The following is a 17936-nucleotide window of genomic DNA, read 5'->3' as shown; positions in this document are numbered from 1 at the left end:
CCGGCCGGACGCGCGGTCCGGGCCGGGGGCCGCCCCCGGTCACAGGGAGGCCCGGGACGCGACGTACCGTTCGGCGGCGCGGAGGGCCTCGGCGGTCGAGCGGACGCCCATGAGCACGCACAGCGTGTACGCGGTGTCCTCGAAGCGGCGGCGGGCGGAGAGGTCGCAGGAGCCGGCGAGGACGCCCTGTTCCTGGGTCCGGTAGTGCCGGAGGAGCCGTTCGACGGTGTTCCGGTCGGGCAGCAGCATGGGTTCCTCCGTAACGGCCCCGTCTCGTGCGTCGCTCCATGGTGCTCGCGACCGGCCACCCGCGCGACCCGCGCGCTCACGCTCCGTGACGCCGACCCGTGCCGAGGTGCGCGGGCCGTCCGGAGGGCGGAGGGTCGAAGACATGAACGCGCGTACACGACAGAGGGTGGTCGTCACCGGCGCCACCGGGAACGTGGGCACCAGCGTGGTGCGGGCCCTGGCCCGTGACCCGGGGGTGGAGTCGGTGCTCGGCCTGGCCCGCCGCAGGCCCGGACTCGACCTGCCGGGCATCGACTGGGCCGAGGTGGACCTGTCCCTGGACCGCGACGAACCCCGGCTCGCCCAGTACGTCTCCGAGGCCGACGCGGTCGTGCACCTCGCCTGGCGCTTCAACCCGACGCACGACCCCGTGACCACCTGGCGGACCAATGTGCTGGGCGCCCTGCGGGTCTGCGACGCGGTCGCGGCGGCGCACGTGCCCGCGCTCGTCTTCGCCTCCTCCGTCGGGGCCTACTCCCCCGGCCCCCGGGGCGGCGCGCCCGTCTCCGAGGCGTGGCCGACGCACGGCTGGCCGGGCGCGGCCTACAGCCGGGAGAAGGCGTACCTGGAGCGCGCCCTGGACACCTTCGAGCGCGACCACCCCCAGACCCGGGTGGTGCGGATGCGGCCGGCCTTCCTGTTCAAGGAGGAGGCGGCGAGCGAGCAGCGCCGGATCTTCGCCGGCCGGTTCCTGCCCGGCCAGCTCGTCCGGCCCGACCTGCTGCCCGTGCTGCCGGAGCCCGAGGGCCTGCGCTTCCAGGTCCTGCACACCGACGACGCCGCCGACGCCTACGTCCGGGCGGTGCTGCGGGACGTGCGGGGCGCCTTCAACCTGGCGGCGGAACCGGTGGTGGACGCGGCGCTGCTCGGCGAGATGTTCGGGGCGCGGCCGGTGAAGGTCCCGGCGGGCGCCGTCCGGGGCGCCCTCGCGGCGGCCTGGCACCTGCGCCTCGCGCCCGCCTCCCCCGGCCTCTTCGACCTCCTGCGCCACCTGCCGGTGATGTCCACCGAGCGGGCCCGCGCGGAGCTGGACTGGCGGCCGGAGGCCACCTCGGTGGAGGCCCTGGAGGCGTTCCTGCGCGGGGTGCGCTCCGGCGCCGGCGACGACACGGCGCCCCTGGCCGGGCGCCGCGTCGCCTGAGTCCGCCCCGCCGGCGGCCGGCGGCGCCGGCCGCGTCCCGGTCGGCGGTCCGGACCGCCGCGCCCGCCGCCTCCCGGCCCCGGCGGAAGGGCGCGGACAGGACAGCCGGCGGCCGTTTCGCGCCGGGCCGCGGAGCCGCCTCCCGGCCCCGGCACGGCGTCCCGCCGCGCCCCGCGCCCGCGCCGGGGCGACCCGGGCACCGCCGTCCGGTGGCCCTCGGAGCCGTACGGAATAATGCGCCGCATGCGCATTTCAGCCAGGGCCGACTACGCCGTGCGGGCCGCCCTCCAGCTCGCGGCCGCCGGGGACGGCGGGCCGTTGAAGGCGGAGGCGATCGCCGAGGGGCAGGGCATCTCGCACAAGTTCCTGGAGGGGATCCTGGGCGACATGCGCAAGGGCGGGCTGGTCGAGAGCCAGCGCGGCGGGCGCGGCGGCTACTGGCTCGCGCGGCCCGCCGAGACGATCTCGGTCGCGGACGTCATCCGCTGCGTGGACGGCCCGCTGGTCTCGGTGCGCGGCGAGCGCCCGCCGGACCTGGCGTACACCGGTCCCGCCGAGTCGCTGCTGCCGCTGTGGATCGCGTTGCGGGCCAGCGTCCGCGAGGTGCTGGGCGTCTCGCTCGCGGAGGTGGCGTCGGCGGAGCTGCCGGCGGGGATCACCGCCCGGGCGGACGACCCCGAGGCGTGGACCAACCCCTGACGGCGGGACTCCGCCCCCTCCCACCATCGGATGCCATCCCGCAGCCACCTGCGGCGATGTGACACGGTCTCACCGGCCGAAACGTCCTCATCCACATGCCGGACGCCCCTTGGGGCCTCCGGCCCCCCTCTGCCACTATCCCTAGTGATCCAGTGGGATTACGGGAGGGCAGGCGGGGTGGGATGAGCACGCAGCAGACGACGCCCAGGGACGACACGCTCTGGCGGCGGATCGTCCGGGAACTCGCCGACGACCTGGCCGTCGACGCGCACGCCCGCGACCGGGCCGGCAAGAGCCCCCGTGACGAGGTCGGACGGCTCCGGGAGGCGGGGCTCCCCGCCTTCCTCACCGCCGCCGACCCCGTGCTCGGCGGCGGACGCGGCGCCGACCTGCGCACCGCGTGTTCCGCCGTCCGGGAGCTGTCCGCCGCCGACGGCTCGGTCGGCGAACTCCTCGCCCACCACTACGCCCTGTCGTGGACCGGCCGCTTCCTCTCCGGTCCGCCGGACGGCCGGTCCGCCGAAACCTTCCCTCGCCTCGACGCACGCACGGCGGCCGAAGGCTGGCTGCTCGCCGGGGCGGCCGATCCGCCGCCGCCCGGCACCGGCGGGGCCCCCGGTCCCACCCTCACCCGCGACGGCCGGGACGGCTGGCTCCTCGACGGCCGGCGCGCCTTCGACTCCGCCGTGACCGTCGCCGACCGCCTCGTGGTCGCCGCCCGGCCGGCGGGCACCGGCGACCCGCTCGTGGTGCTGGTGGACCCGGCCCACCCGGGGGTCTTCACCGAGGCGGCGACGGACCGGGTCGGGCAGCGGCTGACCGGAGCGGGCACGGTCGCCTTCGGCCACGTGCCCGTCCCCCGGGCGCGGGTCCTCGGCACCCTGCCCGCCGACGAGCACGCGGCGGCCCCCTTCACCACGCTCGCCCCGCTGGTGCTCCGCCTGCTGCTGGTGCACGTGGCCCTCGGCATCGCGGAGGGCGCGCTCGCCGAGGCCAGGGACGTGAACCGCGCCGTCGCCCCGGGACCGCCGCCCGCGCCCTCCCACGGCCTGCCGGACCGGGCGGACGATCCGTACCTGCTGCTCTCCTACGGCGAACTGGCGACCGCCGCGCACACCGCCGCCGCCGTCGCCGAACGCGCCACCGACGCCCTCGCCCGCGGCCTGCGCGCCGGCTGGTCCCTCGGCTTCGAGGACCGCGCCGACCTCGCCGTCCTGGTCGCCGCCGCCGAGACCGTCACCGGCCCGGCGGCGGTCCGGCTGACCACTCGGATCCTGGAACTCGTCGAGGGCGCCCCGCCCGCCGCCCCGGGCGCCGGGGGCGGCGGCCCCGGCTTCGACCGCTTCTGGCGCGACGCCCGCGCCCTCACCGCCCGCACCCGCCCCGCCCACCGCCTCCGCGACATCGGCGACCACTACCTCAACAACACCCACACCCGCCTGGCCCGCAGCGCCTGACCGCGCGTCACGAGCCGTCGCCGGCGCGCGTCAGCTCGTACAGGTCACCGGAATCCGGGTCGCCGACGAACTGGTAGAGGACGACCCGCTCCGCAGTGCCGCCCACGTACCACGAGCCGTCCGCGCAGGAGGCCACCCCGAGCACGAGCTCCTGACCCCAGGAGCCCGGCCCCGGTTCGTACGTCCAGGTGCCGCGGCCGGCGCACTCCCGCTCCTCGCCGTCCGAGTCCCAGGCGTCGTCGAGGCCGGCGGCGGTGGCGGTGCCGTCCGCGGCCAGCTCCATCGACCCGCCGCGCCCGTCCGTCCAGGTGCCGACGAAGGCGGCCCGCTCCAGGCGCGGCGGCCGGTACTCCTCGACCAGGCCACTGGCGAAGGCGACGGCCCCGAGCACGAGGGCGCCGGTCACGGCCAGCGCGCCCCAGCCCAGGACGGCCCGCAGCAGCCTCGGCCGGCGCGAGCCGGAGACCGCGGCCGCCACGGCGAGCGCGGCGCCGGCCGGCAGCCACAGGACGGCACCGGCCGCCACCCCGCAGAAGCCGGTCGCGACGGCCGCGCCCAGCGGGACGGCGGCGACCAGCAGTCCGCCCGGCAGCAGCCCGGCCGCCCCGCCGCCGAGACGCTCCCACCGCTCCCCGAGCAGGCCCGCGAACCGCTCCCCGACCCACACCGTGGGCAGCACGAAGGCGATCGCGAGGCCGGCGGCGAAGGCGGCGGCGAAGGGCAGCAGCACCGGCAGGGCGAGGACGCCCAGGGCGGAACCCCCCACGGCGGGAGACGGCCGGGTGAACCCGTACAACATCAGCAGGACGGCCGCGAGGGTCCCCTCCACGAGGAGCACCACCGTCGCCGGCACCAGTCTCTCGGCGGCGCCCATGCGCTGCCCCTCCCGCGTCGCCACCATGGCGATCACCCCCTCGGCGAGCATCCTGCCACACTCCTGAACGCGTTCAAATTGCGGTCCCGCCCCCGGGCCGGGACCGACGGTCCGGCATGTCGGGACCTCCGTCCCCCTCCTGGAGCGGCCCAAGGGCCCAAGCTGGAGGGTGAGGAGGGGCCGGCGTCCGGGCCGGTCCCGTCGGGTGGTGTCCGGGAGGACGTCGGATGAGTCGCGAGACCGAGGAGTTCCAGGTCGGTACCGAGATCGTGGCCGGGGTGGACGGGTCGCCGGAGAGCCTGGCCGCCGCGGAGTGGGCGGCGCGGGAGGCGGAGCACCGGAGGGTGCCGCTGCGGCTCGTGCACGCGTGGCGGTGGGAGCCGCTCGACCTGCCGCTCGTACAGGACAAGGACGTGCAGGAGCGGGCCGCCGAGGAGGTGGTGCGGACGGCGGAGAGGGAGATCGCGGCACGGCACCCGGAAGTGTCCGTCACCGCCGAGGTCCTGACGGACACACCGGTACCGGCACTGCTCCACGCGCAGCACGGCGCCGGGATGCTGGTCATCGGCTCGCGCGGACACGGGGCGGTGGCCGGCTTCCTGCTCGGCTCGTACGGCACGCAGCTCATCGCCGCCGCGAGCCGGCCGGTCGTCGCGGTCCGCGCCCACGACGACCGGACCGCCGAACCGCCCACCGGCGAGATCCTGGTGGGCCAGCAGGGCACCCCGGAGGACAGCGAGGCCATGCTGCGGTTCGCCTTCGAGACCGCCCACGCCCGGGGCGCCGCCATCCGCGCGGTGCGCGCCTGGAGCCTGCCGTCGCTCTACGCCTTCAGCCCCGCCTCGATGCGGCTCGCCGACGACGCCGGCGGACTCGTGCCCTTCGAGGAGAAGGCGCTCCGCGACGCCCTCGCGCCCTGGCGCGAGCGGTACCCGCACGTGCCGGTGACCGAGCACGTCGAACTGGGCAGCGCCGGACAGGTCCTGCTCACCACCTCCGGTGCCGCGCAGCTCCTCGTGGTGGGCCGCCGGGCCAGGCGCGGCGCCCTGGGGCGGCGGATCGGGTCGGTGGCGCACGCGGCGCTCCACCTGGCGCCGTGCCCGGTGGCGGTGATCCCGCAGGGCTGACCCGGAGGACCGCATGCGCCCGCCAGGCCGCCGCGTCAAGCCGGCGCGGCGGGTTGACACGCGGAGTTGACCCTCCGGGTTGACAGCGGGTGTCGGGGCGGCGGCGCGCGGAAAGCCTTGATCCCGTCGCCCCCGCGGCTCGCCCGAGCCCCGGTCCGGACGGCGGCGCAGGCGAGAGAGCGGAGCTCCATGCGGTACGACGGTCCCACCGGTCCCGGCCCTTCCGACCCCCGCGGACGCCCCCGCCCCGAGAGCCCCCCGTCCGGCCGCCACCGCCGCGGCGGCCCGGTCCGCCGCCGCGCGCTCCCCCGGCCGGGCTTCCCCGCGGCGGTCCTCGCCGCGGGCACGGCCGCCGCCGTCGCCACCGTCCTCCTCGGCCTGTACGCGGCCGGGTCGCCCACCGCTCCCGGCCCCCGCGCGGCCAGGCCCCCCGCCCCCCAGGCCCCGCCCCCGGACCGGGAGGGGCGGGCGACCCGGCCGGCAGACGGCGCCGCCCCGGCGGCCGACGGGCTCGCGCCGCAGACGGGGGCCGTCCGCGCCGCCCCGGTGACGGCCCCGGCCCGCGCCTCCCGCTACGTCCGGGACGTCATCGCCCTCGTCAACGCAGAACGGGACCGGGCGGGATGCGGCCCGCTGCGCACCGAGAAGCGTCTCGCCAGGGCCGCCCAGGGGCACGCCGACGACATGGCGGCCCGCGACTACTACGCCCACGCCAGCCCCGAGGGACGGGACGGCGGCGACCGGATCAGCGCCGCCGGCTACGGCTGGTCGGCGTGGGGCGAGAACATCCACAAGGGCCCCAAGACCCCGGAGCGGGCGATGGACGACTGGATGGAGAGCCCGGCCCACCGGGCGAACATCCTCAACTGCTCGTTCCGCGACATCGGCGTCGGCGTGGCCCTCACCGCCGACGGGCCGTGGTGGGTACAGGACTTCGGCACCAAGGACTGACCCGGCCGGCCGCCCGGCTCGCGGTCAGTTCGCGGGCGCCGCCAGCTTCTGCACCCAGACGGTGCCGCGCGGGCCGGGGACGGCCGCGACGCCGGTGTCGCGGTAGGCGCAGTCGAGCAGGTTGCGCCGGTGGCCCGCGTCCGAGCGCCAGCCGTCGACGACGGAGGCCGGGTCCCGCTGCCCCCGGGCCAGGTTCTCCGCCCAGGCCGACCAGCGGTAGCCGGCTCTGGTCATCCGGGTGTCCGCGAACTCGCCCTCGGGGTCGGCGTGGCCGTAGTAGCCGCGGTCCGTCATGTCCCGGGCGTAGGCGCGGGCGGCGGCGGTCAGCCGGGGATCGGTGCGCAGCGGGGCGCAACCGGCGTCCGCCCGGAGCCGGTTGACCAGTTCCGTCACCCGCTCCCCCGGGTCGGCCGGCGGCGGCGGGGTGGTCCGGGCCGGGGCGGGCGCGGTGGTGGCCGGCGTGCGGGTGGGCGCGGGGCGGGTGGCCGCCGCGGTGACGGTGCCCGGCCCGGGGGCGGGGGTGGGCGTCGGGGCGGGGGTGGTGACGGGCGGCGCGGCGGTGGGCCTTCGGGGCTCGGCCGGGGCCGCGCGCTGCTCGGGAAGCGTGAGCACGAGTGCCCCGAGGACGGCGACGGCCGCGACCCCGGCGGCCCCGGCGCGGCGCCCGGGCGACCAGTACGGGGCCGCGTGGGCGCCGGGCGGGGTGGGACCGGGCGGGGACACGGGCACGGTGGGGACGGGGGTGACCGGGGCGTGGTCGACCGGGGCCGTGGGGGCCACCGGGCCGGGGAGGCCCGTCGTGGCCGCCGGATCCGGGGCGGCCGGATCCGGGGCGGGCGGATCCGGGGCGGGCGGTGCCGTCAGGCCCACCGGTTCGGCCGCGAGCGCCGGGGGCGCACCGGCTTCGAGGAGGGCGGCGGTGACGGGCGGGACCAGGCCGATGCCGACGAGCAGGCCCTCGACGGGGGCGAGGCCCCGGCGGGCGCGGCCGGTCGCGCAGGTGCGGCAGTCGCGCAGGTGGCGGGCGACGCGTTTGCGCCACAGCGGGGAGGGGTGGCCGTCCCAGGGGGCGAGGACGGCCGCGAGGCCGGGGCAGCGGGGCTCGGCGTCGAGGGCGCCGACGACGGCGCGGCCGGTCTCCAGGCGTTCCTTCATCCGCTGGACGCGGACGGCGGTGTGGGCCTGGGGCAGGCCGAGGGCCTCGGCGAGTTCGGCGCGGGTGAGTTCGCCCGCGGCCTCCAGCCACCACAGGGAGAGGAGTTCTCGGTCGTCCTCGTCGAGCCAGCGGGTGGCGCGGGCCACGTCGCGGCGCTGCCCGGTCAGGCCGAGGCGGAGGATCGTGAGGTCGGTGAAGTCGCCGGCCGGATCGGCGAGGTCGACGGCCCGGTCGAGGCCGGGGACGGGCGCCTGGAGGCGTTCGCGCCAGCGGCGGCGCACCCCGTTCATGGCGATGGCGACGAGCCAGGACCGGAAGCGCTCGGGGTCCCGCAGCCCGGGCAGCCCGTCGAGGGCGCGGACCAGGGTCTCCTGCACGATGTCGTCGGTGTCGGCGTGCCCGTCGAGGGCGCGGCCCACCACGTTGTGGACGAGCGGCAGGAAGGCGCGCACCAGTTCGTCCCTGGCGTGCGGGTCGCCCGCGCGCGCCGCCTCCACCAGGGCGGTGGTGCGCTGCTCGTCGCTGTGCATGGATGGTGCTCCCTTGTCCCCGGTCCGAGTCCCCGTGCTTCCGGAGACCCGTGGGGCCGGGCAGGGATAACACTTTCTCGCGGCCTTCGAACCGACTGGCGGACCGGCCGCCGAACCGGCCGGTCGGACCAGCGGTCGAACCGACCGCCGGACCGGTTGCCGGACGGACCGCCGGACCGATTGCCGGACCGGCTGTCGAACCGATCGGCGGACCGGCCCCGCGGCCGGTCCGAGGCCGGTCCGAGGCCGGTCCGAGGCCGGTCCGAGGCCGGTCCGAGGCCGGCCGCGGGGCCGCCCGGCGGGCTAGCCGGTCGGATGGGGCAGGCGCGGGACCGTGGCCCCGTCGCCCTCTCTCACGGCCTCCACGACGGCGTCGTGGAGTTCACGGCTCTCCTCCTCGGAGGCGCAGGGGACGGGACTTCCCGACATGGTGAACCAGTCGGAGGCGCCGCTGTACTGCACGGCCACGCGTGCCTCACCGTCGACGAAGGTCGTGTGCACGGTCAGATCGCCCGTGACGATCCCGCCCTCGACGGTCAGCACCCCACCACGCCCGGTGTAGACACCGGCGGTCGTCCAAGATGCCCAGCTCATGCCCTCCAGGGTCACACCCGGATGGCGTACGCGCCACCGACGCGACCGCCCCGGCCGGAATCGTTCCGGCCGGGGCGGTACGCGTCGGGTGCCGGATCAGACGAGGGACGCGAGGGCCTCGTTGAACGTGGCGGACGGGCGCATCACGGCCGCGGCCTTGGCCGGGTCGGGCTGGTAGTAGCCGCCGATCTCGGCCGGGGAGCCCTGGACGGCGTTCAGCTCGTCGACGATCTTCCGCTCGTTCGCCGCGAGGTTCTCGGCGAGCGGGGCGAAGGCCTTGGCGAGCTCGGCGTCCTCGGTCTGCGCGGCCAGCTCCTGGGCCCAGTACAGGGCCAGGAAGAAGTGGCTGCCGCGGTTGTCGATGCCGCCGAGGCGACGGGTCGGCGACTTGTCCTCGTTGAGGAAGGTGCCGGTGGCGCGGTCCAGGGTGTCCGCGAGGACCTGGGCGCGGGCGTTGCCCGTGGTGGTGGCCAGGTGCTCGAAGGAGGCGGCCAGCGCGAAGAACTCGCCGAGCGAGTCCCAGCGGAGGTAGTTCTCCTTGACGAGCTGCTGGACGTGCTTCGGGGCGGAGCCGCCGGCGCCGGTCTCGAAGAGGCCGCCGCCCGCCATCAGCGGGACGACCGACAGCATCTTGGCGCTGGTGCCCAGCTCCAGGATCGGGAAGAGGTCGGTCAGGTAGTCGCGCAGCACGTTGCCGGTGACGGAGATGGTGTCCTCGCCGCGGCGGATGCGCTCCAGGGAGAACTTCGTCGCCTCGACCGGGGAGAGGATCTTGATCTCCAGGCCCTCGGTGTCGTGCTCCGGGAGGTACTGCTTCACCTTGGCGATGAGCTGCGCGTCGTGGGCGCGGTTCTCGTCCAGCCAGAAGACGGCCGGGGCGCCGGTGGCGCGGGCGCGGGTGACGGCGAGCTTGACCCAGTCCTGGATCGGGAGGTCCTTGGTCTGGCAGGCGCGGAAGATGTCGCCCTCGGCGACCTCCTGCTCCAGGAGGACGTTGCCCTCGGAGTCGACCAGGCGGACGGTGCCGGCCTGGGCCATCTCGAAGGTCTTGTCGTGGGAGCCGTACTCCTCGGCCTTCTGCGCCATGAGGCCGACGTTCGGGACGGAGCCCATGGTGGCCGGGTCGAAGGCGCCGTGGGCACGGCAGTCCTCGATGACGGCCTGGTAGACGCCGGAGTAGCTGTGGTCCGGGAGGACCGCGAGGGTGTCGGCCTCCTGGCCGTCCGGGCCCCACATGTGGCCGGAGGTGCGGATCATCGCCGGCATCGAGGCGTCGACGATGACGTCGGACGGCACGTGCAGGTTGGTGATGCCCTTGTCGGAGTCGACCATGGCGAGGGCCGGGCCCTCGGCGAGCTCGGCGTCGAAGGAGGCCTTGATCTCGTCGCCGTTCGGGAGGGCGGCGAGACCGTTCAGGACCGTGCCGAGGCCGTCGTTGGCGGACAGGCCGGCGGCGGCGAGCGCCTCGCCGTACTGAGCGAAGGTCTTCGGGAAGAAGGCGCGCACGACGTGGCCGAAGACGATCGGGTCGGAGACCTTCATCATCGTGGCCTTGAGGTGCACGGAGAAGAGGACGTCCTCGGCCTTGGCCCGGGCGACCTGCTCGCTGAGGAAGGTGCGCAGGGCGGCGGCGCGCATGACGGCGGCGTCGACGACCTCGCCGGCGATGACCTTCAGCGGCTCGCGCAGCTCGGAGGTCGTGCCGTCGGCGGCGGTGAACTCGAAGCGGAGGGTGTCGTCCTGGCCGATGACGACGGACTTCTCCGTGGACGCGAAGTCGTTCTCGCCCATGGTGGCGACGTTCGTCTTCGACTCGGCGGTCCAGGCACCCATGCGGTGCGGGTGGTTCTTGGCGTAGTTCTTGACCGAGCCGGGGGCGCGGCGGTCCGAGTTGCCCTCGCGCAGGACCGGGTTGACGGCCGAGCCCTTGATCTTGTCGTAACGGGCGCGGACGTCCTTGTCCTGGTCCGTCTTCGGGTCGTCCGGGTAGTCCGGGAGGGCGTAGCCCTGCGCCTGGAGCTCGGCGACCGCGGCCTTCAGCTGCGGGATCGAGGCCGAGACGTTCGGCAGCTTGATGATGTTGGCCTCGGGGGTCTTGGCCAGCTCGCCCAGCTCGGCGAGGGCGTCGCCGATCCGCTGCCCCTCCTCCAGGAAGTCGGGGAAGCTCGCGATGATGCGGCCCGCGAGCGAGATGTCACGCGTCTCGACCGTGACGCCGGCCGTGGAGGCATACGCCTGGATCACGGGCAGGAACGAGTACGTCGCCAGTGCCGGCGCCTCGTCGGTGTGGGTGTAGATGATGGTCGAGTCAGTCACCAGGTGCTCCGCTCCACGTCTGCGTATGCGAGATTGCTCGACATCAAGATATCTCGTGATCGTGGTTCTCCGTAAAGGGGCCCACGAGCTCACCTTGGTCAGGGGCTCCGGAGTCCTCCACGAAGGGGCCTCCGAGCCGGTACGGGGCGGCGCCGCCGTCCAGGTCGACGTGGCGCACCAGGGCGAGCAGGACGAGTCCCGCGGCGGCGCCGGTGCCCGCGGCGAGGGCCTGGCCGCAGCGGTGGGCGAGGCGCAGCTCGTCGGGGTCGTACGGGGCGGTGGCGGGCAGTCCGAGGGTGTCGCCGAGGAGCAGGAACCCGGCCGCGAGCCCGCCGGCGGCGACCAGCGCGAGCGGCAGGGTCACCGGGAGGCCGCGCAGGGCGGTGCCGCGCCGGGTGCCGGGGCGGACCCTGCCGCGGCGGGCGAGCAGCGCGATCAGGCCGCACTGGACGGCGAGGGCGAGCAGGGCGGCGGCGATCACGTCGCCCGGGCGGTGGTCGCCGGTGGCGACCGCGTACGCGCCGAGGACGACGGCCCACAGGGTGGCGGCGCCGACGGCGAGCCCCCGGGAGCGCCGGGGCACGACCAGGACGAGGGCGAGGGCGACGCCGAAGGCGAGGGTGGCGGTGGCGCTGGGGAAGCCGCTGGGCGCGAGCGCCCCCGCGCCGTCGACGGGCCGGGGGCGGGGGGCGTACCGCTGGAGGAGTCCCGCGACGGCGAGGGCCACGGCGACGGCCCCGACGGCGGCGCCGGTGAGGGCGTACCGCTTGCGCACCAGGCCGAGGCCGACGAGGAGGACGCAGGCGAGGACGAGGGAGAGGGTGGCGGCCCCCTCCAGGGAGGGGTGGTCGCGCAGGAAGGCGGCGAGGCGGGTGTCGGCGCGCCGGCCGGTGACGGCGGCGTCGCCCCACCGGCGGCCGGTCGCGGTGAGCACGAGCCCGGCGTAGACGAGGGTCAGCAGCAGGACGGCCCCGAGGCAGGCGCGCCGGGTCCTGGTGCGGACACGGGCGCTGAAGGAGTCCGCGGCCTCGCCGGCCACGGCGGCGTACCACCAGGTGTCACCGGTCTTCGGCGGCCTCGGGGAGCCGCCTATGCGCCTGTCGTAGGAAGCCATGCCCCGATTCGAACCCACGCGCGGCCGGGCCGCCCGCTGGGCTCACCCGAACGACACGCCGGGCCGGTCTCCGTCGCGGCCGGTGCCGGGTCGGGCGGCGAGGAGGACCGGTCCGGTGAGCGGGGCGAGGACGGAGACGGGGGGCGGTGCCCGCGGCCGGCGCGCCGGCGAAGCCGCCGACGCTCTGGAGGGCGGCGGACCGGGCGGGCCTCAGGAGGAGGCGCGGACGACCAGCTCGGTGGGGAGCATCTGGCGGGGCTGGTCGTCGGGCTCGCTCGGGCAGGCGATCTCGGCCAGGAGCAGCCGGGCCATGCTGCGGCCCATCTCCTCGATGGGCTGGCGGACGCTGGTGAGCGGCGGGTCCATGAGGCGGGCGACGGCGGAGTCGTCGACGCCGACGAGGGCGACGTCCTCGGGGACGCGGCGGCCCGCCTCGCGCAGCACGGCCCGGGCGCCGGCCGCCATCACGTCGGAGGCGGCGAAGACGGCGTCCAGGTCCGGGGCGCGGCCCAGGAGTTCGCGCATGGCGCGGCGGCCGCCCTCCTCGGTGAAGTCGCCGCCCGCGACGAGGGCGTCGTCGGGGGTGAGACCGGCCTCGGCCAGGCCCTCGCGGTAGCCGTCGAGGCGGCAGCGGGCGCCGTACATGTCGAGGGGGCCGGTGATGGTGGCGATGCGCCGCCGGCCGCCCGCGGCGAGGTGGGCGACGGCGGTGCGGCCCGCGCCGGTGTTGTCGGAGTCGACGAAGGCGACGGGCTCGTCCGCGCGGCGGCGGCCGTTGAGCACGGCGGGCAGGCCGAGGGCGCGGACCTGGTCGGGCAGCGGGTCGTCGGCGTGCACGGAGACGAGCAGGACGCCGTCGACGCGCTGGGCGCCGAGGTACTGCTCGAAGCGCTGCCGCTCCTGGTCGCTGCGGATCAGGGTGAGCAGCAACTGCTTGTCGGCGTCGGCGAGTTCACTGCTGACGCCGCGGATGATGTCGAGGAAGTACGGCTCGGCGAAGAGCCGGGCCTCGGTCTCGGGGACGACGAGGGCGATGGCGTCGGTACGGCTGCCGGCGAGCGCGCGGGCGGCCCGGTTGGGGACGTAGCCGAGTTCGGCGACGGCCTTCTCGACGGCCGCCTTGGCCTGTTCGCTCACCTTCGGGGAGCCGTTGATGACCCGTGAGACCGTGCCCCGGCCGACTCCGGCCCGGGCCGCGACCTCCTCCAGGGTGGGCCTGCCGGTCTGCCGCCCGCTCACCGCCATGTGCCGCTTCTCCCCTCGGCCCCGGGACGCCGCCCGCCCGTACTGTGCGGCGAACCTATCAGGCGGGCGGGCGGCGTCCGGTGCGATCAGGCACCGGCGGGCGCGAGCTCCGCCATCGGGCCCCAGCCCGGCTGCTCCGTCCGGACGTTGATGATCTCGGGGGTGGCGGCGACGGCAGGGGCCATGGCGGCGAGTCCGGCGGCGAAGTGGTCGGAGGCGACGTGGACGGCGCCGGCCTCGTCGTCGGCGAAGCCCTCCAGGAGGGTGAAGACGTTCGGGTCGTCGACGCCGCGGGACCAGTCGAAGAAGAGGTTGCCCGGCTCCGCGCGGGTGGCGCGGGTGAAGTCGGCGACCAGGTCGAGCCACTGGTCGGCCAGTTCGGGACGGACGGGGAAACGAACGGCGATGAAGATCATGCCGTCAGGCTGCGCCGCACGGGCGGGCCGGGGCCAGGCGGCCGGTTCAGGATTCCGGCAGGGCCGGAAAGTCCGGCACCGCGCGGGCGAGGGCGGCCCGGACGGCGCCCTGGCGGCGGGCGAGGTCGGCGGTGGGCAGGGAGACCGAGAGGGCGTGCACGATGCCGTCGCCCCGGTCGGGCGCGGCGACGGCGAGGCAGGTGTACGCGAGGTCCGCCTCGCCGACGGAGACCGCGTACCCCTGGCTCCGGACGGTGGCCATCTCGGCCTCGAAGCGCTCGGCGCCGGTGATGGTCCGCTCGGTGAAGCGGGCCATGCCGTGCTCGGCGAGGTAGCGGCGGCGGCGGGCGCGCGGCAGCGCGGCGAGCAGCGCCTTGCCGTGCGCGGTGGCGTGCGCGCGGGCCTCCGGGCCGGGGGCGAAGGGGTGGGCGGTGTCGGTGACGGGCGCGGTGGTGTCGACGACGGTGATCAGGCCGTCGCGGTAGGCCGTGTGGTACGCCTCCGCGCCGGTCGCCCGGCGCAGCCGCCCGAGCAGCTCGCCGGTGGGGGCTCCGAGCCCGTGGTGGCGGAGGTGGGCGCGGTGCAGCGCCGGGACCCGGGGGCCGGGGGCGTACCCCTCGGCGGTCCGCACGAGGTGCCCGCGCGCGAGGAGCGGCCCGGTCAGGTGGTAGACGGTCGACAGCGCGCACCCGAGCGCCCGGGCGAGCGCCTTGGCCCCCACCGGCCGCCCGGCGTCCGCGACGAGGTCCAGCAGTTCGAGCGCCCGCTCCACCGAGCGCGGCCCGCCGGCCGCCGCCCGGTGCGGGTCGGGGCGGGGTTCGGGGCGCGGGATCCGGTCGTCGGGCATCCGCCCAGGGTACGGCGGGGCTTCGGGGCCGGAGGGCGCGGCGGGTCCCGGCGGCGGGCCTGCGGGGATGCGGCGGGGTGCGGCGGGGTGCGGCGCGGGCGCCGCGGCCGGTGGGTGCGGGCGCGAGTCCGGGGTGCCGCGCGCCGCCCCGGAGCGGGCTCCGCACCCTGTGTGGCCGGGCGGTTTCATGGGGTATTGCCGCAGGTCAGACATGCTTTATGTGCATTTGACACTCTTTCGACGTACCGTCGTGAGGATCCCTTGTCACCGACGCACCCGGGAGAGCGTGTGCCCCGCCCCAGGACCGACCATGCCCCGACGCCCGCTGCCGGGAACCGCCCACGGTGGCGGACGGCCGCGATCGCGACGGGCGTCGTCGCCGTCGCGGCGGGCGGGCTCTACGTGGCCGGCCTGGTGGCCACCGGCGACGACATATCCGCCGGCACCCGGGCCGGCGGCGTCGACATAGGCGGCCTGAGCAAGGCCGAGGCCGCCGAACGGCTGCGGGCGCAGGCCCCGGCCGCCTGGACCGCGCCGATCGCGGTGAAGGTCGGCGAGCGCACGGAGCGGGTGTCCCCCGCCACCGCCGGGCTGACGGTCGACGCGGAGGCGACGGCCGAGCGGGCCGCCGACCCCTCGCGCGACCCGTTCACCGTCATCGGCCGCCTCTTCTCCTCCGGCGACCGCGAGATCGAGCCGGTCCTCGCCCACGACGCCGCCAAGACCGACGCGGCCGTCGCCGCGCTGGCGAAGGAGAACGACCGGGCCGTCAAGGAGGGTTCGGTCTCCTTCCGGGACGGCGAGGCCGTCGCCACCCGGCCCGCCGCCGGGCAGAAGCTGGACACCGCGAAGGCCGCCGAGGCCCTGCGGGCCGCCTACCCCTCCGCCCCCGGCGCCGCCGCCGTCGCCCTGCCGGTGTCGGTGACCCAGCCGAAGCTGGCCGGCTCCGAACTGAGCCGCTTCCTCGACGCGTACGCGAAGCCCGCCGTCTCCGGTCCCGTGACGCTCGCCGTGGGCGACCAGCGGCTGACCATCTCCCCGGAGACCCTGGGCGACCACCTGACGGTGAGGAACGAGAACGGCCGACTGTCCGGCTCCCTCGACTCCGCCGCCCTGCTGCGCGACCCGGACGTGGCCCGTCCGCTCGCCGCCATGACGGGCGCCCCGGTCGAGGGGACCCTCGGAGTGCGGGACGGCAAGGTCGTCGTCGTGAAGGAGGGCCGCGAGGGGCGCGAGGTGACCGCGAAGTCGCTCGGCGCGGCCGTGGACCCGCTGCTCACCCGCACCGGGCAGGCGGCCCGCACCGCGACCGTGGCGACCAAGGTCACCCAGCCGCAGGTGAGCACCGCGAACCTCGCCGCGCTCGGCATCGAGGAGCAGATGTCGACCTTCACCGTGAACTTCCCCACCGCCCCCTACCGGACCACCAACATCGGGCGGGCCGCCGAGCTGATCGACGGCTCGCTCGTGCAGCCCGGCGAGGTGTGGTCCTTCAACGAGACGGTCGGCGAGCGCACCGAGGAGAACGGCTTCGTCGACGGCACGATGATCCTCGACGGCCGCTACCAGGAGGCTCCCGGCGGCGGCGTGTCCGCGGTGGCCACCACCGTCTTCAACGCGGTCTTCTTCGCCGGCGTGCAGCCCGTCGAGTACGGCGCCCACTCCTTCTACATCGAGCGCTACCCGGCCGGCCGCGAGGCGACCGTCGCCTGGGGCAGCCTGGACCAGAAGTTCCGCAACGACTCGGGCAAGCCGATCTACATCGCGGCCAGCGCCACGGACTCCTCGGTGACCATCACCTTCTACGGCACCAAGAAGTACGACTCCGTGGAGGCGGTCGCCGGTCCGCGGACGAACGTCACCGAGCCGGGCAAGCGCGAGGCCACCGGCGAGACGTGCGTGCCGCAGGAGCCCCTGGAGGGCTTCGACATCGCGGTCGACCGGGTCTTCAAGAACGGCGGCGAGGAGGTCAAGCGGCAGACCTTCAAGACCCACTACACCCCGCGCGACGAGGTCGTCTGCAACTGACCTCCCCGCCCGCGCCCCCTCCGGAGGGGTGTCCTCGGGGATCCGGCCGGGCATGCATGCCTGGGTGCGGCCGGTCCGGGCCGCAGCGACCCCTGCCGGAGGCGTGCCGTGGCGGAGCGCAGCGAGGTCCCTCCCCACGCCCGGCTGCTGGCCGGGGCGGTCCGGGACGGCGTGTGCCCCGGGGCCGTCTGGGCGGTCGGCGACCGGTCCGGCACCCGCTCGGCCGGGGCGGTCGGCGTGCTCGACCCGGCCCGGCCCGAGGAGCCGGTCCGCCCGGACACCCTCTTCGACGTGGCGAGCCTCACCAAGATCCTCACGGTGTGGGCGGTGACCGGGACCCTGGTCGACGCCGGGAAGCTGGACCTGTCGGCGCCGCTCGGCTCCTTCTGGCCCGCGGCGGCGGGCCGCCCGGCCGGCGGGGTCACCGCGCGCCACCTGCTCACCCACACCGCCGGGATGCCGCTCCGGGCCAACCTGCGCTTCCTGTACGGCTCCGACCCGCAGGACGTGCGGGACGGGGTGCTCGCCGAGCCGCTGCGGCACCCGCCGGGCGCGGCCGTCGCGTACACCGACCGGGCGGCGCTGGTCCTCGGCTGGCTCTGCGAGCACCTGACGGGCCGGCCGCTGGCCGAGCTGGCGCGGGAGCGCGTCTGGGCGCCGCTCGGCATGCGCGAGACCCGCTGGGGCCCGCTGCCGCCGGAGGCCGCGGCCCGCTGCGCGCCCACCGAGTACGACGAGGAGACGGCCCGTCACCTGAAGGGCACGGTGCACGACTTCTCGGCCCGGCTCCTCGGCGGGGCCTGCGGGATCGCCGGCGTCTTCACCACGGCGGGCGACACCGGCCGCTTCCTGCGCGGCGTCCTGTCCCCGCCGCCCGGCACCTTCTCCCCCGCCTGGGCGGCCGCCTCCCTCCGCGTCTCCACCGGCGCGCTCGAACCGCCGCGCGGCCTGCTGTGGCACCCCGCCCCCGGCACCGCCCCCGCCGACGACGTGTGGGCCCACTTCGGCTTCACCGGCACCGCGATGTGGGTCTCCCCCGCCCGCGCCCGCTGGGCGGTCCTCCTCACCAACCGGCTGTACACGACCCGGGACCCGGCTCCGCTGGCGCGGGTCCGCGAGGCGTTCCGGGCGCACGCCTTCGCCTGAGCGCGGT

At 76.5% G+C, this 17936-nt stretch carries 16 protein-coding genes; 7 read left to right on the top strand and 9 right to left on the bottom strand.

Annotated elements, in window-relative coordinates:
* Positions 1-39: 39 nt before the first annotated feature.
* On the bottom strand, positions 40-249 hold the full coding sequence (locus ACF1ED_RS35600) for a DUF5133 domain-containing protein (RefSeq protein WP_391767504.1): 210 nt from the start codon (positions 247-249) through the stop codon (positions 40-42).
* Between the two features lie 142 nt (positions 250-391).
* On the opposite strand from ACF1ED_RS35600, the gene ACF1ED_RS35595 reads away from it, so the two are divergent.
* The 3 genes from ACF1ED_RS35595 (at position 392) to ACF1ED_RS35585 (ending at position 3585) form a co-directional block, all read left to right on the top strand.
* Entirely contained in the window at positions 392-1429 is a 1038-nt protein-coding gene (locus ACF1ED_RS35595) for an NAD-dependent epimerase/dehydratase family protein (RefSeq protein WP_391767503.1), read from the top strand.
* A 243-nt stretch (positions 1430-1672) separates the two neighbouring features.
* Positions 1673-2128, top strand: coding sequence for an RrF2 family transcriptional regulator (locus ACF1ED_RS35590; RefSeq protein WP_391767502.1), 456 nt, complete (start codon positions 1673-1675; stop codon positions 2126-2128).
* A 182-nt stretch (positions 2129-2310) separates the two neighbouring features.
* Positions 2311-3585 (top strand): acyl-CoA dehydrogenase, encoded by a 1275-nt coding sequence (locus ACF1ED_RS35585; protein WP_391767501.1) that lies wholly within the window; start codon positions 2311-2313, stop codon positions 3583-3585.
* 7 nt (positions 3586-3592) lie between these two features.
* Here ACF1ED_RS35585 and ACF1ED_RS35580 read toward each other — a convergent pair whose 3' ends face one another.
* Positions 3593-4510: a hypothetical protein gene (locus ACF1ED_RS35580; RefSeq protein WP_391767500.1), complete on the bottom strand. Its 918-nt coding sequence runs from the start codon at positions 4508-4510 to the stop codon at positions 3593-3595.
* A gap of 176 nt (positions 4511-4686) precedes the next feature.
* Here ACF1ED_RS35580 and ACF1ED_RS35575 point away from each other — a divergent pair, with 176 nt between their 5' ends.
* Both ACF1ED_RS35575 and ACF1ED_RS35570 read left to right on the top strand, forming a co-directional pair.
* A complete protein-coding gene (locus ACF1ED_RS35575) occupies positions 4687-5586 on the top strand; it encodes a universal stress protein (RefSeq protein WP_391767499.1) in 900 nt (299 codons plus the stop codon).
* Between the two features lie 189 nt (positions 5587-5775).
* Positions 5776-6537 (top strand): CAP domain-containing protein, encoded by a 762-nt coding sequence (locus ACF1ED_RS35570; RefSeq protein ID WP_391767498.1) that lies wholly within the window; start codon positions 5776-5778, stop codon positions 6535-6537.
* A gap of 24 nt (positions 6538-6561) precedes the next feature.
* Here the strand turns inward: ACF1ED_RS35570 and ACF1ED_RS35565 are convergent, their stop codons facing one another.
* From ACF1ED_RS35565 to ACF1ED_RS35535, 7 genes are all read right to left on the bottom strand, one after another.
* Positions 6562-8223: a sigma-70 family RNA polymerase sigma factor gene (locus tag ACF1ED_RS35565; RefSeq protein ID WP_391767497.1), complete on the bottom strand. Its 1662-nt coding sequence runs from the start codon at positions 8221-8223 to the stop codon at positions 6562-6564.
* 303 nt (positions 8224-8526) lie between these two features.
* Positions 8527-8817 (bottom strand): hypothetical protein, encoded by a 291-nt coding sequence (locus ACF1ED_RS35560; RefSeq protein ID WP_391767496.1) that lies wholly within the window; start codon positions 8815-8817, stop codon positions 8527-8529.
* A gap of 96 nt (positions 8818-8913) precedes the next feature.
* Positions 8914-11133: an NADP-dependent isocitrate dehydrogenase gene (locus ACF1ED_RS35555; protein WP_391767495.1), complete on the bottom strand. Its 2220-nt coding sequence runs from the start codon at positions 11131-11133 to the stop codon at positions 8914-8916.
* A 43-nt stretch (positions 11134-11176) separates the two neighbouring features.
* Positions 11177-12247 (bottom strand): phosphatase PAP2 family protein, encoded by a 1071-nt coding sequence (locus ACF1ED_RS35550; protein WP_391767494.1) that lies wholly within the window; start codon positions 12245-12247, stop codon positions 11177-11179.
* Positions 12248-12457: 210 nt separating this feature from the next.
* Positions 12458-13492 (bottom strand): LacI family DNA-binding transcriptional regulator, encoded by a 1035-nt coding sequence (locus ACF1ED_RS35545; protein WP_391767493.1) that lies wholly within the window; start codon positions 13490-13492, stop codon positions 12458-12460.
* An 86-nt stretch (positions 13493-13578) separates the two neighbouring features.
* Entirely contained in the window at positions 13579-13908 is a 330-nt protein-coding gene (locus ACF1ED_RS35540; protein ID WP_391767492.1) for a putative quinol monooxygenase, read from the bottom strand.
* Positions 13909-13954: 46 nt separating this feature from the next.
* Positions 13955-14755 (bottom strand): IclR family transcriptional regulator, encoded by an 801-nt coding sequence (locus ACF1ED_RS35535; RefSeq protein ID WP_391767491.1) that lies wholly within the window; start codon positions 14753-14755, stop codon positions 13955-13957.
* 288 nt (positions 14756-15043) lie between these two features.
* On the opposite strand from ACF1ED_RS35535, the gene ACF1ED_RS35530 reads away from it, so the two are divergent.
* A complete protein-coding gene (locus tag ACF1ED_RS35530; protein WP_391767490.1) occupies positions 15044-16783 on the top strand; it encodes a VanW family protein in 1740 nt (579 codons plus the stop codon).
* 108 nt (positions 16784-16891) lie between these two features.
* Positions 16892-17929, top strand: a complete 1038-nt coding sequence (locus ACF1ED_RS35525; protein WP_391767489.1) for a serine hydrolase domain-containing protein — start codon at positions 16892-16894, stop codon at positions 17927-17929.
* Positions 17930-17936: the final 7 nt, after the last annotated feature.

The sequence above is a fragment of the Streptomyces sp. NPDC014656 genome, from assembly GCF_043084305.1.
Taxonomy (GTDB): Bacteria; Actinomycetota; Actinomycetes; order Streptomycetales; family Streptomycetaceae; genus Streptomyces.
This window is presented reverse-complemented; position numbering and strand designations above follow the sequence as displayed.

Coding starts and splice junctions, on each gene's coding strand:
- ACF1ED_RS35595 (WP_391767503.1), top strand. CDS start 392: ATGAACGCGCGTACACGACAGAGGGTGGTCGTCACCGGCGCCACCGGG.
- ACF1ED_RS35575 (WP_391767499.1), top strand. CDS start 4,687: ATGAGTCGCGAGACCGAGGAGTTCCAGGTCGGTACCGAGATCGTGGCC.
- ACF1ED_RS35585 (WP_391767501.1), top strand. CDS start 2,311: ATGAGCACGCAGCAGACGACGCCCAGGGACGACACGCTCTGGCGGCGG.
- ACF1ED_RS35535 (WP_391767491.1), bottom strand. CDS start 14,755: ATGCCCGACGACCGGATCCCGCGCCCCGAACCCCGCCCCGACCCGCAC.
- ACF1ED_RS35590 (WP_391767502.1), top strand. CDS start 1,673: ATGCGCATTTCAGCCAGGGCCGACTACGCCGTGCGGGCCGCCCTCCAG.
- ACF1ED_RS35545 (WP_391767493.1), bottom strand. CDS start 13,492: ATGGCGGTGAGCGGGCGGCAGACCGGCAGGCCCACCCTGGAGGAGGTC.
- ACF1ED_RS35570 (WP_391767498.1), top strand. CDS start 5,776: ATGCGGTACGACGGTCCCACCGGTCCCGGCCCTTCCGACCCCCGCGGA.
- ACF1ED_RS35540 (WP_391767492.1), bottom strand. CDS start 13,908: ATGATCTTCATCGCCGTTCGTTTCCCCGTCCGTCCCGAACTGGCCGAC.
- ACF1ED_RS35580 (WP_391767500.1), bottom strand. CDS start 4,510: ATGCTCGCCGAGGGGGTGATCGCCATGGTGGCGACGCGGGAGGGGCAG.
- ACF1ED_RS35560 (WP_391767496.1), bottom strand. CDS start 8,817: ATGAGCTGGGCATCTTGGACGACCGCCGGTGTCTACACCGGGCGTGGT.
- ACF1ED_RS35600 (WP_391767504.1), bottom strand. CDS start 249: ATGCTGCTGCCCGACCGGAACACCGTCGAACGGCTCCTCCGGCACTAC.
- ACF1ED_RS35550 (WP_391767494.1), bottom strand. CDS start 12,247: ATGGCTTCCTACGACAGGCGCATAGGCGGCTCCCCGAGGCCGCCGAAG.
- ACF1ED_RS35565 (WP_391767497.1), bottom strand. CDS start 8,223: ATGCACAGCGACGAGCAGCGCACCACCGCCCTGGTGGAGGCGGCGCGC.